17 protein-coding genes are annotated in these 16,633 nt (G+C 72.3%); 9 read left to right on the top strand and 8 right to left on the bottom strand.

Translation table 11 applies throughout. The features are described 5' to 3' along the window. The first annotated feature begins 96 nt into the window (after positions 1-96). Positions 97-720 carry a type III secretion system chaperone family protein gene (locus tag ACSMXO_RS35790; protein ID WP_346260009.1) on the top strand — a complete coding sequence of 208 codons (624 nt, stop codon included), beginning with the start codon at positions 97-99 and terminating at the stop codon, positions 718-720. Positions 721-745: 25 nt separating this feature from the next. On the opposite strand, the gene ACSMXO_RS35785 is transcribed toward ACSMXO_RS35790, so the two are convergent. The 3 genes from ACSMXO_RS35785 to ACSMXO_RS35775 form a co-directional block, all read right to left on the bottom strand. Further along, a complete protein-coding gene (locus ACSMXO_RS35785; RefSeq protein ID WP_346260008.1) occupies positions 746-1,177 on the bottom strand; it encodes a globin in 432 nt (143 codons plus the stop codon). A gap of 91 nt (positions 1,178-1,268) precedes the next feature. Further along, on the bottom strand, positions 1,269-2,645 hold the full coding sequence (locus tag ACSMXO_RS35780; protein WP_455415417.1) for an MFS transporter: 1,377 nt from the start codon (positions 2,643-2,645) through the stop codon (positions 1,269-1,271). Between the two features lie 376 nt (positions 2,646-3,021). Beyond that, positions 3,022-4,041 (bottom strand): mechanosensitive ion channel family protein, encoded by a 1,020-nt coding sequence (locus ACSMXO_RS35775; protein ID WP_346260035.1) that lies wholly within the window; start codon positions 4,039-4,041, stop codon positions 3,022-3,024. 379 nt (positions 4,042-4,420) lie between these two features. On the opposite strand from ACSMXO_RS35775, the gene ACSMXO_RS35770 reads away from it, so the two are divergent. Continuing rightward, positions 4,421-4,954, top strand: a complete 534-nt coding sequence (locus tag ACSMXO_RS35770; RefSeq protein WP_203861391.1) for an HNH endonuclease — start codon at positions 4,421-4,423, stop codon at positions 4,952-4,954. Positions 4,955-5,068: 114 nt separating this feature from the next. On the opposite strand, the gene ACSMXO_RS35765 is transcribed toward ACSMXO_RS35770, so the two are convergent. From ACSMXO_RS35765 to ACSMXO_RS35755, 3 genes are all read right to left on the bottom strand, one after another. Continuing rightward, entirely contained in the window at positions 5,069-5,896 is an 828-nt protein-coding gene (locus ACSMXO_RS35765; protein ID WP_455415416.1) for a class F sortase, read from the bottom strand. Positions 5,897-5,910: 14 nt separating this feature from the next. Beyond that, positions 5,911-6,432, bottom strand: coding sequence for a hypothetical protein (locus ACSMXO_RS35760; RefSeq protein WP_455415415.1), 522 nt, complete (start codon positions 6,430-6,432; stop codon positions 5,911-5,913). 151 nt (positions 6,433-6,583) lie between these two features. Beyond that, positions 6,584-7,036 carry an Lrp/AsnC family transcriptional regulator gene (locus tag ACSMXO_RS35755; RefSeq protein WP_346260004.1) on the bottom strand — a complete coding sequence of 151 codons (453 nt, stop codon included), beginning with the start codon at positions 7,034-7,036 and terminating at the stop codon, positions 6,584-6,586. A gap of 180 nt (positions 7,037-7,216) precedes the next feature. Between ACSMXO_RS35755 and ACSMXO_RS35750 the strand changes: the two genes are divergently transcribed. From ACSMXO_RS35750 to ACSMXO_RS35735, 4 genes are all read left to right on the top strand, one after another. Beyond that, a complete protein-coding gene (locus ACSMXO_RS35750) occupies positions 7,217-8,119 on the top strand; it encodes a tryptophan 2,3-dioxygenase (protein WP_455419389.1) in 903 nt (300 codons plus the stop codon). Positions 8,120-8,222: 103 nt separating this feature from the next. Further along, positions 8,223-9,503 carry a kynureninase gene (kynU, locus tag ACSMXO_RS35745; protein WP_455415414.1) on the top strand — a complete coding sequence of 427 codons (1,281 nt, stop codon included), beginning with the start codon at positions 8,223-8,225 and terminating at the stop codon, positions 9,501-9,503. Between the two features lie 180 nt (positions 9,504-9,683). Continuing rightward, positions 9,684-9,986: an aa3-type cytochrome oxidase subunit CtaJ gene (gene ctaJ / locus ACSMXO_RS35740; protein ID WP_455415413.1), complete on the top strand. Its 303-nt coding sequence runs from the start codon at positions 9,684-9,686 to the stop codon at positions 9,984-9,986. Between the two features lie 4 nt (positions 9,987-9,990). Next, a complete protein-coding gene (locus ACSMXO_RS35735; RefSeq protein WP_455419388.1) occupies positions 9,991-10,416 on the top strand; it encodes a DUF5130 family protein in 426 nt (141 codons plus the stop codon). 40 nt (positions 10,417-10,456) lie between these two features. Here the strand turns inward: ACSMXO_RS35735 and ACSMXO_RS35730 are convergent, their stop codons facing one another. Beyond that, complete coding sequence (locus tag ACSMXO_RS35730) at positions 10,457-11,020, bottom strand: Uma2 family endonuclease (protein WP_346260002.1); 564 nt, start codon at positions 11,018-11,020, stop codon at positions 10,457-10,459. 161 nt (positions 11,021-11,181) lie between these two features. Beyond that, the gene (gene pepN, locus ACSMXO_RS35725) at positions 11,182-13,734 is read right to left on the bottom strand and encodes an aminopeptidase N (RefSeq protein ID WP_455419387.1); all 2,553 of its coding nucleotides are present in this window, start codon (positions 13,732-13,734) and stop codon (positions 11,182-11,184) included. 219 nt (positions 13,735-13,953) lie between these two features. On the opposite strand from pepN, the gene ACSMXO_RS35720 reads away from it, so the two are divergent. The 3 genes from ACSMXO_RS35720 to ACSMXO_RS35710 all read left to right on the top strand — a co-directional run bounded on the left by ACSMXO_RS35720 (position 13,954) and on the right by ACSMXO_RS35710 (position 16,630). Continuing rightward, positions 13,954-14,583 carry a mycothiol-dependent nitroreductase Rv2466c family protein gene (locus tag ACSMXO_RS35720; RefSeq protein ID WP_455415412.1) on the top strand — a complete coding sequence of 210 codons (630 nt, stop codon included), beginning with the start codon at positions 13,954-13,956 and terminating at the stop codon, positions 14,581-14,583. Positions 14,584-14,694: 111 nt separating this feature from the next. Continuing rightward, on the top strand, positions 14,695-15,969 hold the full coding sequence (locus ACSMXO_RS35715) for a DUF1015 family protein (protein ID WP_455415411.1): 1,275 nt from the start codon (positions 14,695-14,697) through the stop codon (positions 15,967-15,969). A 187-nt stretch (positions 15,970-16,156) separates the two neighbouring features. Continuing rightward, positions 16,157-16,630 (top strand): ribose-5-phosphate isomerase, encoded by a 474-nt coding sequence (locus ACSMXO_RS35710; protein WP_455415410.1) that lies wholly within the window; start codon positions 16,157-16,159, stop codon positions 16,628-16,630. The last annotated feature ends 3 nt before the right edge of the window (positions 16,631-16,633 follow it).

Here is a 16,633-nt window from a genome sequence, read left to right as displayed (position 1 = left end):
GGGGGGTGCTTCGAGCCGGCTGTACGGGTACCGTCGGGCCTCGGATCCAACGCAACGTAGGCATGTGGATCCGCTGGGGAGTGAGGTGCTCAAGCGATGCCGTGGTGGTCATGGCGCCCCGGCCACGCCGGTGGCGGCGAGCCGGAAACTCGAAGCAGGATCCCGTCGGACGGTGCCGTCCGGGTCGGGCCGCCGGCGCCCCGGGAGCCGGAACACGACTCCCGGCCGGAACCCGAGACCAGGGCCGGCGACCGGGACTCCCGGCCCGGGGATCGGGCTTCGATCAGGGAGATCCCCCCGGTGATCGCGCCGGTGACGCTCCGTCGGGTCGGCGACGCGCTGGACCTGCTCGACGTGCGTTATCTCGCCGACGGCGACGGCAGCCTGCTGGCCATGTGGGAGCGGCACGCCGTGCTGTTCGCCCTGGAGGGGCCGGACGACGAGATCCTCGTCATGCGGGCGCGGCCACACTCCACGGTCCCGCCGGACTGGGCCGACCGGGCCTACCGGGTGGTCAACGAGTGGAACCACACCCGCCGGTTCTGCAAGGCGTACGTCGGTGACCCCACCGAACGCGGCCAGCTACCCATCTACGCCGAGTTGCAGGTGCCGTTGAGTGCCGGCGCGCACGACGCCCTGCTCGTCGAGATGCTGGACTGTGGAGCCGCGGTGGCGACCACCTTCGTCGACTGGCTGCACGACGAGGGCGCACTGCTCTAGGGAGCGTCCCCGCCAGGGCCACCGCTCACTGCGCCGGCCCGGGTGTCTCGTCCATGGTGTTGACCATGAAGTACGCGGCCCGTTCGAGGTACTGCCACAGGGTCTCGTGCTGCTCCGGCGACAGCTCCAGCCGGTCCACGGCCCGCCGCATGTGCCGCAGCCAGGCGTCCCGCTCGACCGGCCCGACCCGGAACGGCGCGTGCCGCATCCGGAGCCTGGGATGGCCGCGCTGCGCCGAGTAGGTGTTCGGGCCGCCCCAGTACTGGATCAGGAAGAGCGTGAGCCGTTCCGCCGCCGGGCCGAGGTCCGCCTCCGGGTACATCGGCCGGAGCACCGGATCGGTGGCGACGCCCGCGTAGAACTCGTCGACCAGTCTCCGGAAGGTCGGTTCGCCGCCGATCTCGGAGTAGAAGGTCGGCGACGGGCGGGTCTGCTCTCGCTCACCTGCGGGATTCACCGCTCCATCCTGCCATCCGGCTCGGCTATCGACCGCAGCCGGAGCCGTGCCCCCGGTGCGGGCTCGCTCACACCGCAGCCGGTGCGGCGGCTCAGACGGCGCCGATGCCGGCCTCGGAGGAGGGCGGCCGGGGGTTGGGCGGGGAGGTACGCGCCGGCCGCTGCCCCGGCCTGGTCGGCCCGACCGCCGCCTCCCGGTCGGCGGATCGGCGCCGGGCCTCCTCGATCGCCGCGTCGAACCGCTCGGCCTGCGGCCAGCGCAGGGCCAGCAACAGCATCAGCAGCACTCCGGCGGCGCTCCACAGCCCCACCACTCGGGGGATGGTGAACCGCTCGGCCAGCAGGCCGGTGGCGAGTACCGCCACGCCCTGCATCACCTGTACGCCGGTGTTCATCACGCCGTTCGCCCGGGCCCGATAGCCGTGCGGCAGGGCGAGTACGAACAGCCCGTTCGTCACCGGCATCAGCCCGGCGACCGCGAAGCCGGCGACCGCCGCCAGCAGCGCGACCACCACCGGCGGTGGGTCGAACAGGGCGGGCACCAGGGCCAGCGGGGCGAGCACCGCGAACGGCCGCACCAGGGATCGGCGCAGGTCCGGCCGGAGGCCCCGGCCGACCAGCAGGCCACCGAGGATGAAACCGGCCGGTGCGGCGACCATGATCAGTGCCTGGGTGGCGCTCCGGTCGGCGCCCGCACCCGCGAACTTGGTGGCCCAGGCCGCGGCCAGCCCCTCGGGCACGATCGCGAACAGCATCGCGCAGAACACCATGATCGCGATGGCTCGCAGCACCGGAGTGCCGAACACCAGGGCGAAGCCGGCGCCGGTCTCCCGGAGCAGGTTCCGCCGGCCCTGCTCGGGCGGCACGGCGGGCCGGTGCTGGACGCCGAACCAGATGATCAACGCGGAGAGGCCGAAGGCGGCGGCGTTGAGCAGCAGGGCCAGGGCCGGGCTGTAGAGGGCGATGCCGGCCCCGGCCGCGTAGCCGAAGACCTGTGCCGCCTGTGCCGTGCTGCCGTGCAGGGAGAGCGCGACGACCAGCCGGTCCCCGGTGAGCAGCAGGGGAAGCATCGCGGACCGGGCCGCCTGGCTGGGCGGATTCGCCAGGGTCGCCGCGAAGAGCAGCGCCAGGATGACCGGCGTCTCCAGCCCGTCGATCGCGATGGCCGCGTACAGCGGCAGCCGGACGAGATCGCAGATCACCATGACCGTCCGGTACGGGTACCGGTCGGCGAGGGTGGTGAGCAGCGGACCGCCGATCAGCCACGGCAGGTAGCTGGTGGCGAAGGCGGCCGCCGAGAGGGCGACGGACTCGCTCTGCTGGTAGACCAACAGCGTGACGGCGGCCTTGGCGAGATAGTCGCCGGTCCAGGTCAGTACGGTGGCCGCGAAGACCGCCCGGTATTCACGCTGGGCGAACACTTCCCGAAAGGTTGCCGGCCGCTCGGGAGTGTGTGTCTCTTCGGACACCGGTGGGCCTCCATCGTTCTCGACCGCTGACCAAATGTGATGGGGCTGCCGGGAACGTCAGACGTTCGGATCAGCAAGGTCTTCGTCACGCTCCGGGAGGGAGCTAGTTCTGGATTCTGCCCGATCGTATGACGACTGGCTAGGGCGAACGGATAGATCGTCGCATCTCCGACTGGTCGAACGGACGATACCCGACCGCCCGCTCGGTACGCGACCCCTGACAGCCGGCCCCCCACCGGGGCCGTCCGGTACGTCTACGGCACCGTCCGGCGTACCCGGCGCCGACCCGTACGGCGGTGGCTCCGCCGCTCGGCGGGGCGCCGGGTCGCGCTCCGCCGACCGGCCGATCGCGCTGGGTGGCGAAACATCCGGCGGCTCAGGTCGCTCCACCCTGGCCGGTCTCCCCGTCGGCCGGCGGGGTCGACGGCCGGGGGAACATCCTGGTGGCCGCGATGCCGGCGGTGATGCCGGAGTTGTCCAGCGCCTCGGCCAGCCGGCGGCGCAGTTCCCGGGAGACCGGGAGCTGCCCCTCGGCGGTGGTCTTGGCGATCGTCCGGATCACCGACCCGTCCACGGTGATCTGCTCGACCCCGACCACCTCGGGCGGCTCCACCAGCTCCGGCGCCAGCTCCGGGTCGACCGCGACCGAGGCGGCGGCGGTCCGCAGCACCGCGGTGGCCTCCTCGGTGCGGGCGAAGCCGATCGGCATGTCCACCACGACCATCGCCCAGCCCTGGCTCTTGTTGCCGACCCGGATGATCTCGCCGTTGCGGATGTACCACACCACCCCCCGGGCATCCCGGACGGTGGTGATCCGCAGGCCGACCGCCTCGACCACCCCGGTCGCCTCGCCGAGGTCCACCGTGTCACCGACCCCGTACTGGTCCTCCAGCAGCATGAAGAGCCCGGCCAGCAGGTCCTTGACCAGCGTCTGGGCGCCGAACCCGAGGGCCAGGCCGGCGATGCCGGCACTGGCCAGCAGCGGGGCCAGGTCGAAGCTGAGCTCGCTGAGGATCTGTAGCACGGCGATCGCGAAGACCACCGCCGTGGTCATGCTGCGCAGCACCGAGCCGATCGCCTCGGCCCGCTGCCGGCGCCGTTCCGGTACGACCGCCTGTGGGTCGGGCGCGGCGCTGGGGATCCGCTCGCGCAGCGGCCGGAGCACCGCGGGGATCCGGCTCTCCGAGGTGCTCCGCACCAGCCGGTTGATGGTCCGGTGCAGCAGGAAGCGGAGCAGGATCGCCACCAGCAGGATCAGCACGATCGTGGCCGGCTTGATTAGGAAGAGGTTGCTCCCCTCGGCGAACCACGCCGACTTGGTCACCCGCCAGACCTGGTCACAGACGGGGTTGTCCAGGCAACTCGGCTTGGGCTCCGGCGTCTCCGGCTGCGGCATTCCGAGCACGGCGGCAGTGATCAGCGTCGCGGGGTTCACGACTGCCTTCGTACCGTACCGGTGTCCGGCGGTCTCGGCCGACCCGCCGGCAGGTGGCGGACGCCCCCTCCCGCGGCTGGCGTCCGCGGCCCGTCGGACGGGGTGACGGGACGGAACCGGTCATCTTGCCACGGGACGTGAGAGCTTTCTGCGGGACCCCGGATTAGTACGTGCAATCGCGCCAGCTATCGGGGACTATTGGCGCACGGACGCCGGTGATCTGCCGGCGTCGGCCGTGGTCTTGGCGGCGGTCGGTGCCTGCTGCCGACCGGCACCGGGGGTGGGGCCGGCACCGGGCGGGCGAGGGAGCGGACGAGAAACAACCGAGAGGGTGAGCGCGATGCCTGACATACGACCCACGGTGGGCTCCGGAGCGTTGGTGCTCAATGCGACCTATGAGCCGCTGTGTGTCGTTTCAGTGCGTCGAGCCGCCATCCTGGTTCTCTCCGCCAAGGCCGTCTGCGTGGCGGACGGGGAGGGGATCCTGCACAGCGCCCGCAACTCCCTGCCGGTGCCGTCGGTGGTCCGGCTGACCCGGTTCGTCCGGGTGCCGTACCGGACGCACGTCGGGCTCTCCCGCCGGGCCATCTTCGCCCGGGACAACTGGCGCTGCGTCTACTGCCGGGGCCCGGCCGAGACCATCGACCACGTCTTCCCGCGCAGTCGGGGTGGCCGGCACGCCTGGGAGAACGTCGTCGCGGCCTGCGCCAAGTGCAACCACACCAAGGGCGACAAGACCCCGGCGGAGCTGGGCTGGCGGCTGCACTCGCTGCCGGCCGCGCCGAAGGGCATCGCGTGGCGGGTGCTCGGCCACCGGGCGCCGGACCCGCGCTGGGCGGACTGGCTGGACCTGCGCGAGGCCGAGGCGGCCTGAGCCGGCGAACGTTGCCGCTGGCGGGCGACCGCCGCGACGACGCCGGCCGACGGTCCGGCAGGGTGGCGACGTGCGACGGGGCCGGCCGCCGGTGCGGCAGGTGCGGCGCGGGGCTCAGGTGTGCCGGGCCGAGACCAGGGACGCGAAGACGATGACGTTGTCGGCGTACCCGGTAGAGCCGCCGACCCAGCGGCCGCCGCAGGTGATCAGCCGGAGCGACGGCCGGCTGAAGTCGCCGTAGACCCGGTCGACCGGCAGCTCCGACTTGTTGAACCGCTTGACGGAGTTGACCTCGAAGACCGCCACCGATTCGTCCTCCCGGTCGACCTCGATCTTGGCGCCGGGGCGCAGCCCGGCCAGGTCGTGGAAGACGGCCGGCCCGGTCCGGGTGTCGACGTGACCGACGATCACCGACGGTCCGTACTGGCCCGGGGTCGGGCTCTGGCTGTACCAGCCGGCCTCGTCGCGCCGGTCCGACGCCGGCACCTCGATGGTGCCGTCCGGAGCGACGCCGACCGGATGGACCGGTGCGGTCAGGTCGAGCGACCGGATGCCGATCCCGACCGGCGGGCTCGACTCCAGCACCGGAAACTTCCGGGGCGGCGCCGGAGCGCCGAACGGCATTCCGCTGGGCAGCAGGGTGATCCCGGTGACGCTCTGCACCCCGAACAGGGTGACGAGCAGGCCCAGCAGCAGGGTGATCACGGGTACCGGCCCGGGGCGGCGGGCCCACCGGCGCCGGCTCGTCCGCCGGGCCGGCCGGGGCGGCGTGGCGTCCAGGGTGCCTGGCGGGGTGCCGTCGGCCGGATCCGGGCTGGTGATACTCGCCGCGGTGGCCTGCCGGGCGAGCCGGGCCGTGCGGCGCCGCCACCGGCCGGTACGCGCCCACCACCGGCCGGTCCGACCCCGCCACGTGCCATCGCCCGCGGGGAAGCGGAACATGCCCGGTCCGCAGGTCAGCTACTCGGTTCGGTACGCCGCCGCCGGCCGGCCACCCCGAACCCGATCGCGAGCACGACGATGCCGAGACCACCGGCGATCATCAGCACCCCGCCCGGGCCGCCGGCCGTACCGCCGCCACCAGCGGCCGGCCCCTGGCTGCCCTGACTCATGTTCACCACGGTCAGCGTGGTGGTCGCGTTGTTGCCGTTCTGCTGGCAGCTCAGGTTGACCGCGTACGCCCCCGGCGCCTTGCTGCCCGGAATCGTCACCGACGCGGTGAGGAAGCCGTTGTCGGGGCGTACGATCACCCGACCGAACGCGTCCGAGTGCACCGTGGCCTGCTGGTTGTTCGCGCCGTCGCAGCTCGCCCGGATGTTGACCCGGCTACCCGCCTGGGCGGTGTTCGGGGTGACCTCCACGAAGGTGTTCGGCCCGGCCTGTACCGCGCTCACGTTCCCGAACAGCGGCCCGGGGACCAGGGCGGCGACGGTGACGCCAGCGGCGATCGTACGGCCGACGACCTTGGCAGTGAGCATGACTTCCCTCCCCGGCGGTGCATCCGTCGGCCGGGCACCCGTCGCGTCCGCCGCGCGGTCGGGTGCCCGACCCGTCTCGTCGGGGAACGTGTTCCCACCGACCCGCCGCGCACACGCTCCCGGTGGGCCGACAACCGGACGAACGCCCTGGTCAGCCGCTTGACGCTGGTGGAATCGGGAGCACCGGGTGCCAGTCCAGCGGGCTGGAGAGCACCATCGTGCTCGACGGCTGCCCGTACGGGGCGAGACGGTCGATGACCTGCTCGAACGCCTCGATCGACTCGGCCGCGACCTTGAGCATGCTGCAGGCGTCCCCGGTGATCCGGTGTATCTCCAGGATCTCCGGCCAGTCCGGCACCTCCGGGTCCCGGAGGATGCACCGTGCCCCGTAACAGGACATCCGGATCATCGCGACCACGTTCCGGCCGGCGCGGGCCAGGTCGACGTGCGCGTGGTACCCGGTCACCACGCCGGATTCCTCCAGCCGGCGGACCCGTTCGGCGACGGCCGGCGGGGAGAGGTGGACCCGGCGGGAGAGTTCGCTGAACGAGAGCCGGGCGTCGGCCTGGAGCTCCCGCAGCAGTGCCCAGTCCATCTCGTCCATAACCGCTCACTCTCCGTGACATGATCGCGAATCCCGGATCGACCTTTCAAACGTTAAACCACTCCGGCGCCGAACCACACAACCACCGGATCTGGCCTGGTACCGCCGTTGGTCCGGCATTCCGTTCGGCGGCGGGGCGGAGAGATCATGACGGTAGCGCGTAACGGAACGGAGGCGACGGTGGAGAGGACCCAGCGGCAGCGGCGACCCGGCCGACCCCGGGTACGCCCGGCGAACGCCGCGCAGCGGGCCGCCCGGGCGGCGGCCAACGGTGGCGAGCCCACCCTGGAACCGGTCGAGCGGACGCCGTACGACGCGTACGTGCACGCGAGTACGCTGCACCGCCTCCAGCAGCCGCTGAGCCGGGATCCCGGTGAGATGTCGTTCCTGATGGTCAGCCAGATCATGGAGCTGTACTTCGGGCTGACCTGCTTCGAGCTGCGCGAGGCGCGGCAGCGGCTGCGCGCCGACGACCTCTGGGCCGCGCTGGCCCCGCTGCACCGGGCCGCCCTGCACCTGGAGGGGCTGAACGCGGCCTGGCGGGGGCTGCGCTGGATGACCCCGGCGGACTTCAACCGGTTCCGCAACCTGCTCGGTGAGGGCTCCGGGTTCCAGTCCGCGATGTACCGGCAGTTGGAGTTCCTGCTCGGGCTGAAGTCCGTCACCCTGGTCCGGCCGTTCCACCGGCAGCCGAGGGTCTACGCCGACCTGGTCGAGACGCTCCGGGCGCCGAGCCTCTGGGACGAGGTGACCGCCCTGCTGGCCCGCCGGGGCTTCGCGCTGCCGGAGGCGCTGCTGCACCGGGACTTCTCCGCCGAGGCCGAGCCGAGCGCCGAGCTGACCGCCGCCTGGGTGGAGATCTACGCCGACACCGGGCCGGACAACCACCTGCGACAACTGGGTGAGACTCTGGTGGAGATCGCCGAGCAGTTCGACGACTGGCGCCACCAGCACCTCAAGGCGGTACGCCGGACCATGGGCGCGAAGGTCGGCACCGGGGGGTCGGCCGGCGCGGCCTGGCTGCGCCGGAGCATGGCTCGGGAGGTCTTCCCCGAGCTGTGGGCCGCCCGGACGGACATGTAGCGCGGGCCGTTACCGTTACCGCCCCCCGGGACCGTGCGGGAGCGAGCGACCGAGGAGTACCGCCCCGGGTGCCGAGGGCGAGCGACAGAGGAGTGATGAGCGGATGACCACCCCGGAGCAGGAGGAGGCGGCCCGGCGCCGCGACGAGGCCGACCCCGGTCACCGGCACCTGTTCCACGTGCCACCGGCCGAGGGTGGCCGGTACGCCGAGACTGCCTACCTGGTCGGCAACTCCCTCGGACTGCAACCCCGGGCCGCCCGGGCCGATCTCGACGCCGAGCTGGAGACCTGGGCCCGGCTCGGGGTCTCCGGCCACTTCGCGGGTGACCGGCCCTGGGTACCGTCCTACCGCTCACTCACCGGGCCGAGCGCGTCGGTGGTCGGTGCGCTGCCGGCCGAGACCGTGGTGATGAACTCGTTGACGGTCAACCTGCACCTGCTGATGGTGTCGTTCTACCGGCCGGCGGCCGGCCGGGACCGGATCCTGATCGAGGATGCCGCCTTCCCGTCCGACAGCTACGCGGTGCGCAGCCAGGCCCGGCACCACGGGTTGGACCCGGACGAGACCGTCGTCCGGCTGCGTCCCCGCCCGGGCGAGGAGACCCTGCGTACCGAGGACGTGGTCGACTACCTCGACCGGGAGGGGCAGCGGGTGGCGCTGGTCCTGCTCGGCGGGGTCAACTACCTGACCGGCGAGCTGATGGACATCCCGGAGATCACCCGGGCGGGACACCGGGCCGGCGCCCTGGTCGGCTGGGACCTCGCGCATGCGGCCGGCAACGTGCCGCTGGCGCTGCACGACTGGGACGTGGACTTCGCCGCCTGGTGCACCTACAAATACCTGAACTCCGGTCCGGGGGCGTTGGCCGGGGCGTTCGTGCACGAGCGGCACCTCGGCGATCCGGCGGTCGACCGGTTCGAGGGCTGGTGGGGCACTGACGAGGCGACCCGGTTCGAGATGGCCCCGGTCTCCCGGCCACCGGCCACCGTGGAGGCCTGGCTGATTTCCAACCCGCCGGTGCTGGCGATGGCGCCGATGCGCAGCGCCCTGGCCATCTTCGAGCAGGTCGGAATGCCCGCGCTGCGGGCCCGCAGCGAGCGGTTGACCGGCTACCTCGAAGGACTGCTCGACCAGCTCACCCCGAGCCGGCCGCTCACCGTGCTCACCCCGCGCGAGCCGACCCGGCGCGGCTGTCAGCTTTCCGTGCGGATCGGCCGGGGCGGGGCCGCCGCGCTGACCAAGCGGCTGTCCCAGGAGTACGGGGTACTCGTCGACGACCGGGAGCCGGACGTGATCCGGCTGGCCCCGGTCCCGCTCTACTCGACGTACCACGACTGCTGGCGCGCGGCCGAGGCGCTGGCTCGGCTCGTTGACGAGGCGTGATCCCGACCGTCCGCCAGCCCGCCCGGCCAGGCCCCGGGCGACCGCGAGCGGGCCGGATCGGCACCCCGAGAACTGGTGGGCGTCGGTTTCCGATACCGTGAACGGCGACCGGGTCGGTCGGGTGGACAAGGTCGTCACCTGCGCCGACCGGCACGATGATCCCGTTTTCGCCTGGGGGCGTTGAGGTTGTCTGTTTCCGACACGTTGCTGGTCTTCGTTGCCATCCCGGCCGCTGCGGTGCTCGTGATCACCGTGCTGGCCCGGGCCGGCAAGAGCGGCCGTAACGCCCGGCGGTACCGCCCGGGGCGGCCCTTCGAGTTCACGCCGGTCTGGTTCCTCTCCTCGCCCGAGCACCTGACCGAGTCCGCCCGGACCGCGCTGCCGGCCGGCGCGGAGGCCCGGGCGCTGACCAGCGGCGAGATCGAGACCATCAGCGCGCCGAAGCGCGCTGGCGTGACAGGGGGCGCAAGTGACCGCTGGTAAGAGCGTGGCGACGGCCGAACGGCCCGGGACCGAGGTCGGGCCGAGCGCCACCCCCCGGCCGAACGTGCTCGACGGGCCGTTCACCACCCGCCAGCTCCTCCGGATCGACGAGGCGCTGCGGATCGCCGACGAGTCCACCGGCCTGGTCTTCACCGTCTACGTCGGTCCGCTGACCGAACCGGTACGCGAACACGCCCAGCGGCTGCTCCTGGAGCTGGCCGACCCGGCCCGCGCCGTCCTGGTCGCGCTCTCGCCGAACCAGCGGGTGCTGGAGATCGTGACCGGTGCCGAGGCCCGCAAGCGGATTCCGGACCGGGACGCCAAGCTGGCCGCGCTCTCCATGGTGGCCGCCTTCGGCGGCGGCGACCTCACCGGCGGCATCGTCAGCGGCCTGGACCAGCTCGCCACCCGGGCTGGCCGCTCGGCCTGACGGCGCGCTCGTCCGGGCCGCCGCTCGGCTCGTGGGCCGGTCAGGCCAGCCAGGTGCCGGGGGTGACCCGGACCGGAAACGGCAGCTCGACCAGCTCCGTGCCGGTAGGCGGAACGGACCGGTGCAGCTCGTAGTGGCCGGCGGGAGCGCGCAGATAGAGGTGGGCGATCGGGCCCCGCTCGGCACGTTCGATCCGCCAGTACGACTCGATGCCGGCCTCGGCGTACAGGCCCAGCTTGGTGAACCGGTCGTGCCGGCGGCTGCTCGGCGACTCCACCTCGACCACCAGCGCCACGTCTTCCGGATCAGCCCACATCGCGTCCTGCGGCGCGCTCGGTCGCAGCACCGTGATGTCCGGGATCGCGTTGCCGCCCGGTACCCGTAGACCGATTTCGCGGATCACCCGCCACTTCGACGGGGCGGCGGCGCGTAGGGCGGCGCGGATCTCGTCAGCCAGCTCGTGATGCTGGAAGTCGGCCGGAGGGGTCACGTGGAGGCTCCCGTCGATGATCTCGTAGCGGTGCCCGTCCGCAGGCAGGGTGCGCAGATCGTCCTCGGTCCACCCCTGCTCGGGCGGATGCCACTCGTAGCGTGGTTGGGCCATCGAATCCACCTCCATCGGGAAGCCTAACGGCCCGGACCGGCCGGCGGTCGCCCCGCACCGCCCGGGCCGGCGGCCGGTACCCGAATCGTTCCCGGGCGTGACGACGGCGCCGGGCGCCGGATCGGATCCGGCGCCCGGCGGCGGTCAGTTCGGCGGCGAGGTCAGGACGGTGACGCGGCGTCCTTGGCCCGGGCCTTCAGCGCCCGCACCACTCCGTCCCGGCCCTCGGCGACCAGCCGGCGCAGCGGCGCGGGATGCCCCGGCTCGGCCAGCCAGGCGTCGGTCAGCCGGATGGTCTCCTCGGTTATCTGGTATGCCGGGTAGGCCAGCATGACGAACTCCTGCGCCGGCTCGCTGTCCCGCTTCTTCCAGATCTGGGCGACGACCTGGAAGAACCGCTCGGCGTACGGTGCGGTCAGCTCGACCTGCGCCGGATGCTGGAAGCCCTGGAGCAGCGCCCGATGCCGCCAGTTCGGCAGCGCCTCGTCCCCGGTCAGGGTGCGCCACACCGTCTCCTTGTTTTCGGCGGTGGGCAGCAGCGCGTGCGCGAGCGCGGCCTCCCGCTCGCCGCTCGACGTACGGTCCGCGGCCAGCTCGGAGTCGATCTCGGCTCGCCCCGCCGCGCCTCCCGCGACCAGGGCACGCAGCACCGTCCAGCGCAGCTCGGTGTCGATGGTCAGCCCGTCCGGCACCTCGGCACCATCCAGCCAGCCCCGGAGTACGGCCAGTTCCTCGTCGCTGCGGGCCGCCGAGGCGTAGGTCCGGGCCCAGGCCAGTTGCAGGCCGCTACCCGGCTCGGCGGCGCGCAGCGCGGTCGCTGCCGTACCGGCGAAGTGCGCCCAACCGGTCGGCGCCCACTCCGGCGCAGCGTACGAGGTGAGCGTGGCGGAGACCTGCCGCAGCGTCGCGGTGACCAGGTTGATGTCGGTCTCGGCGGGCAGCCCGGCCAGCGCCAGCGCCACGTAGTCGCGGGCGGAGAGTTCGGCGTCCCGGACCATGTCCCAGGCGGCGGCCCAGCACAGGCCCCGGGCCAGCGACGACTCGAACCCGGCGATGTGCCGCACCACCGTTGCCATCGACCGCTCGTCCAGCCGCAGCTTGGCATAGGTCAGGTCGTCGTCGTTGAGCAGCAGCACGTCCGGCGCCGCCACGCCGGTGAGCGGGGACAGCTCGGTACGCTCGCCGGCGACGTCGACCTCGATCCGGTCCCGCCGGACCAGCCGGTTGTCCCGCAGGTCGTAGAGGCCCACCCCGATCCGGTGCGTACGCAGCGTCGGGTGCTCGCTCGGCGCCTCCTGCCGGACCACCACCGACTCGTACGTCCCGTCCGGGCCGATCGACACCTCCGGGCGGAGCGTGTTGACCTGGGAGGTCTCCAGCCACTCGGCGGCGAACTTGCGCAGTTCCCGGCCGGAGGCCGCCTCCAGCTCGCTGAGCAGGTCGTCGAAGGTGGCGTTGCTCCAGGCGTACTTGCCGAAGTAGCTGCGCAGGCCCTCCAGGAACGGCGCCTCACCGACGTACGCCACGAGCTGCTTGAGCACGCTGGCGCCCTTGGCGTACGTGATGCCGTCGAAGTTGACCTCGACGGCCTCCAGGTCCGGCATCTCGCAGTAGACCGGGTGGGTGGAGGAGAGCTGGTCCTGCCGGTAGCCCCAGTTCTTGCGGATGGAGAGGAAGGTCGTCCAGGCGTCGGCGAACCGGGTGGCGTTGGTGTTGGCCCAGTGGCTGGCCCACTCGGCGAACGACTCGTTCAGCCACAGGTCGTTCCACCAGCGCATGGTGACCAGGTCGCCGAACCACATGTGGGCCAGCTCGTGCAGGATCGTGTTGGCCCGCTGCTCGTACTCGAAGTCGGTCTCCTGGGACCGGAACAGGTAGTGCGCCTCGGCGTGCGTGACGCAGCCGAAGTTCTCCATCGCGCCGGCGTTGAAGTCCGGCACCCACACCTGGTCGTATTTCGGCAGCGGATAGCGGACCCCGAACTGCTGGTGGAAGAAGTCGAAGCCCTGGGTGGTGATCAGGTTCAGGTCCGCCGAGTCGAGGTACGGCGCCATGCTGGTCCGGCAGAAGTAGCCGAGGTCGACACCGTCGTGGGTGTACCGCACCTCGTGGTAGGGGCCGGCGCAGAGCGCGGTGATGTAGGTGCTCATCCGGACCGACTCGGCGAAGTGGACCGTCTTGGTCTCGGCGCCGGCCGGCTCCTCGGCGCGCAGCGGCATGTTGGAGATGACCCGCCAGTGTGCCGGCACGGTCGCGTGCCAGGTGAAGACGCTCTTCAGGTCCGGCTGGTCGAAACAGGCGAAGACCCGCTGCGCGTCGGCGGTCTCGAACTGGCTGTAGAGATAGGTCTCGCCGTCCACCGGGTCGACGCTGCGGTGCAGCCCCTGACCGCTGGAGGAGTAGAGGAAGTCGGCGTCGACGACCAGGGTGTTCTCGGCGGCCAGACCGGTCAGGGTGAGACCGTCCTCGGCCGACCAGCCGGAGAGGTCGACCGGGGCGCCGTTCAGCGTCGCGGCGCGTACCGAATCGGCGGCCACCTCGATGAAGGTAGCGGCGCCCGGCTCGGCGCACCGGAACCGGACCTCGGTCGTCGAACGGAAGGTGCGGCCGTCCGCGCCCTGCCCGGCGGACGACAGGTCCAGGCGGATGTCATAGCCGGTGACGTCGAGCAGACGACCCCGCTCCGTCGCCTCGACCTGGGTCAGGTTACGCACTCCTGGCACGTGAATCTCCATCCGGTCTTCCCGCTGGCTATCTCCGTTGACAGCGTCGAGCCATCCCCACGGCTCGACGTCGAGTGTTTCATGCCGGCGGGATTGCCACCGGTGCTCCAGGTCACGGTCTCATCCCGCTGTCGGTGGCGGGTCCCTGGGGTGAAGATCTGTAACGGTGTCGCCGATTCCGGCCTCCCCGACGACGAAGGGAGTCGCGCCGTGTCCGAGCGCGCGTCCGTAGACATGTTCTTCGACCCGATCTGCCCGTGGGCCTGGATCACCTCCCGTTGGCTGCTGGAGGTGGAGAAGGTCCGGGCGGTCGACATCCGGTTCCGGGTGATGAGCCTCTCGGTGCTCAACGAGGGCCGGGAGGACCTTCCCGAGCAGTACCGGGAGGGGCTGAAGACCGCCTGGGGCCCGGTGCGGATCTGCATCGCGGTCGAGCAGCGGCACGGTTCCGAGGCGGTCGCCAAGCTCTACACCGCGCTCGGCAACCGGATCCACCTCGCCAAGGAGGACCGGGGGCCGGAGCTGTACCGGGCGGCGCTGGCCGACGTCGGGCTGGACCCGGCGCTGGCCGAGGCCGCCGACTCGACCGAGTACGACGAGGCGCTGCGGGCCAGCCACGACGCCGGGATGAAGCCGGTCGGCCAGGACGTCGGCACGCCGGTGATCCATGCTCCCGGCCCGGTGCCGGGGGAGACCGTCGCATTCTTCGGCCCGGTGATCACCCCGGCCCCGAAGGGCGAGGCGGCCGGCCGGCTCTGGGACGGGGTACTCCTGGTCGCCGGCACCCCGGGCTTCTACGAGCTGAAGCGGACCCGTACCGAGGCACCGAGCTTCGACTGAGCGCACCCCGGGCGGCCCGGCCGGTACGCCACCGGGCCGGGCCGCCCACGGGGTGGAAACGGTCGGGGTATCCGTACGCCGGGTCCGGCACCGCCGGTAGCGTTCCCGCACATGACGGTCGTGCATCCGATCACCCGCGCCTGGGTCACCACTGGCGGCACCGGCGCCCAGAACTACGACGAGTTCGCCGACGACGCCGAGATCACGGCGATCATCCGGGACAACCCAGCCAGCGCACTCGCGATCGAGATGCCGCACCGGGCGCCGGAGAGCCTCGGGCGGTCCTTCACCGATGCGCTGCCCGACGCGGTCGCCCGGTTGGCCCAGGCCCGGGCCGACGGCAGCTACACCCCGGCCGAGCAGGTCGTGGTGCTCTACCGGATCACCGCGCCCGGCGACGAGCCCGGTTACGGGATATTCGCCATGGTCGACACCGACCAGATCTCCACCAGCGCGGACGAGCCCGGGCTGGTGATCCGGAACGAGGACGTCTTCATCGCCAAGGTGCGCGAGCGGGTGGCGCTGGCCGAGGCGACCGGCCATCTCCTCTCGCCGGTGCTGCTGCTCCAGACCGGCAACCGGGCCGGCGGCGGCGAGACCGGCGGCGAGGACGGTCCGGGGCGGAACGCCGGCGAGGCACTGCACCGGGCGCTGGCCGAGGCCACCGAGGCGGCCGGTCCGCCGGCCGCGACCGACACCGACCAGGCGGGGCGTACCCACGCCATCTGGCTGCTCGGGCCGGGGCCCGGCCAGGACGAGCTGCTGGCGCTGGCCGGCGCCGGTGAGCTGGTCGTCGCGGACGGCAACCACCGCAGCCTGGCCGCGCAGATCGGTGAGCTGCCCCGGTTCCTCGCGGTGATCACCACACCCGCCTCGGTGGCGATCCAGCCGTACAACCGGCTGGTCAGCGAGCTGACCAGTACCCCGGACGAACTGCTCGACCGGCTGCGCGCGGCCGGCGCCCAGGTCGAGCCGGTGCCCGGTCCGGCGGCGGTGCCGGACTCCGGCGGCACGATCCAGCTCTACGCGGCCGGCACGACCTATGCCGTCACGCTTCCCGCCGGCTCCGGTGGCGGAGTGGAGAATCTGGACCACGCACTCGTCGAGCGGGTGCTGCTGCGGGACGCGCTCGGACTCGACCCCGGCGACAAGCGGATCACGTACGTCGGTGGGGACTATCCGGCGCGCTGGCTGGTCGGCGAGGTCGACGCGGGCCGGGCGGAGCTGGCGGTCCTGATCGCTCCGGTGACCGTGCAGGACTTCGTCGCGGTCAACCTGGCCCGGCAGAAGATGCCCAGGAAGAGCACCTGGTTCACCCCGAAGGCCCGGGCCGGGCTGGTCCTGGCCGAACTCGGCCGGGACGCGGCGGAGGCGCCACACGGCTGACGGCTGACGGCGGACGGGCTGACGGCGGACGGGCTGACGGCGTAGGGCTTCGGGCCGTGCGGCGAGCGCCTGGAGGCTGTGTCGGGCGCCCGGGTGGCCTCTGCTCCGGCCGGATCACGCTGTGATCTGTCCGGCTCTCGCCGTGCCTGCCGGCGGGTGGCCGTGGCGGGCTGACAGACTGCGCGGTATGCGCGTCTACTTGGGATCCGACCACGCCGGCTACGAACTGAAGGTGCACCTGGCCAACCATCTGGCCAAGCAGGGCTACGAACTGGTGGACGTCGGGCCGTTCCTCTTCGACCCGGACGACGACTACCCGGTGTTCTGCCTGCACAGTGGCGCCCGAGTGGTGGCCGACCCGGGCACCCTGGGCGTGGTGATCGGCGGTTCGGGCAACGGCGAGCAGATCGCCGCCAACAAGGTGGCCGGGGTACGCGCGGCTCTCGCCTGGAATGTCGAGACCGCCCAGCTCGCCCGGGAGCACAACGACGCGAACGTGGTCGCGATCGGTGCTCGCCAGCACACCCTGGACGAGGCGACCGCAATCGTGGAGGCGTTCCTCACCACGCCGTTTTCCGGCAACGAGCGGCACGCGCGGCGGATCGGGCAGGTCGCCGAGTACGAGCGCTCCGGCGCGCTGCCGGCGCTGCCGGCGTCGTAGCGG

This window comes from Plantactinospora sp. DSM 117369, assembly GCF_053764795.1.
This window is presented reverse-complemented; position numbering and strand designations above follow the sequence as displayed.

Bases quoted from the DNA above. Each gene is read 5' to 3' on its own strand.
- ACSMXO_RS35790 (WP_346260009.1), top strand. From the start codon at position 97: ATGCCGTGGTGGTCATGGCGCCCCGGCCACGCCGGTGGCGGCGAGCCG.
- ACSMXO_RS35775 (WP_346260035.1), bottom strand. From the start codon at position 4,041: ATGCCGCAGCCGGAGACGCCGGAGCCCAAGCCGAGTTGCCTGGACAAC.
- ACSMXO_RS35770 (WP_203861391.1), top strand. From the start codon at position 4,421: ATGCCTGACATACGACCCACGGTGGGCTCCGGAGCGTTGGTGCTCAAT.
- ACSMXO_RS35765 (WP_455415416.1), bottom strand. From the start codon at position 5,896: ATGTTCCGCTTCCCCGCGGGCGATGGCACGTGGCGGGGTCGGACCGGC.
- ACSMXO_RS35760 (WP_455415415.1), bottom strand. From the start codon at position 6,432: ATGCTCACTGCCAAGGTCGTCGGCCGTACGATCGCCGCTGGCGTCACC.
- ACSMXO_RS35755 (WP_346260004.1), bottom strand. From the start codon at position 7,036: ATGGACGAGATGGACTGGGCACTGCTGCGGGAGCTCCAGGCCGACGCC.
- kynU (WP_455415414.1), top strand. From the start codon at position 8,223: ATGACCACCCCGGAGCAGGAGGAGGCGGCCCGGCGCCGCGACGAGGCC.
- ACSMXO_RS35730 (WP_346260002.1), bottom strand. From the start codon at position 11,020: ATGGCCCAACCACGCTACGAGTGGCATCCGCCCGAGCAGGGGTGGACC.
- ACSMXO_RS35715 (WP_455415411.1), top strand. From the start codon at position 14,695: ATGACGGTCGTGCATCCGATCACCCGCGCCTGGGTCACCACTGGCGGC.
- ACSMXO_RS35710 (WP_455415410.1), top strand. From the start codon at position 16,157: ATGCGCGTCTACTTGGGATCCGACCACGCCGGCTACGAACTGAAGGTG.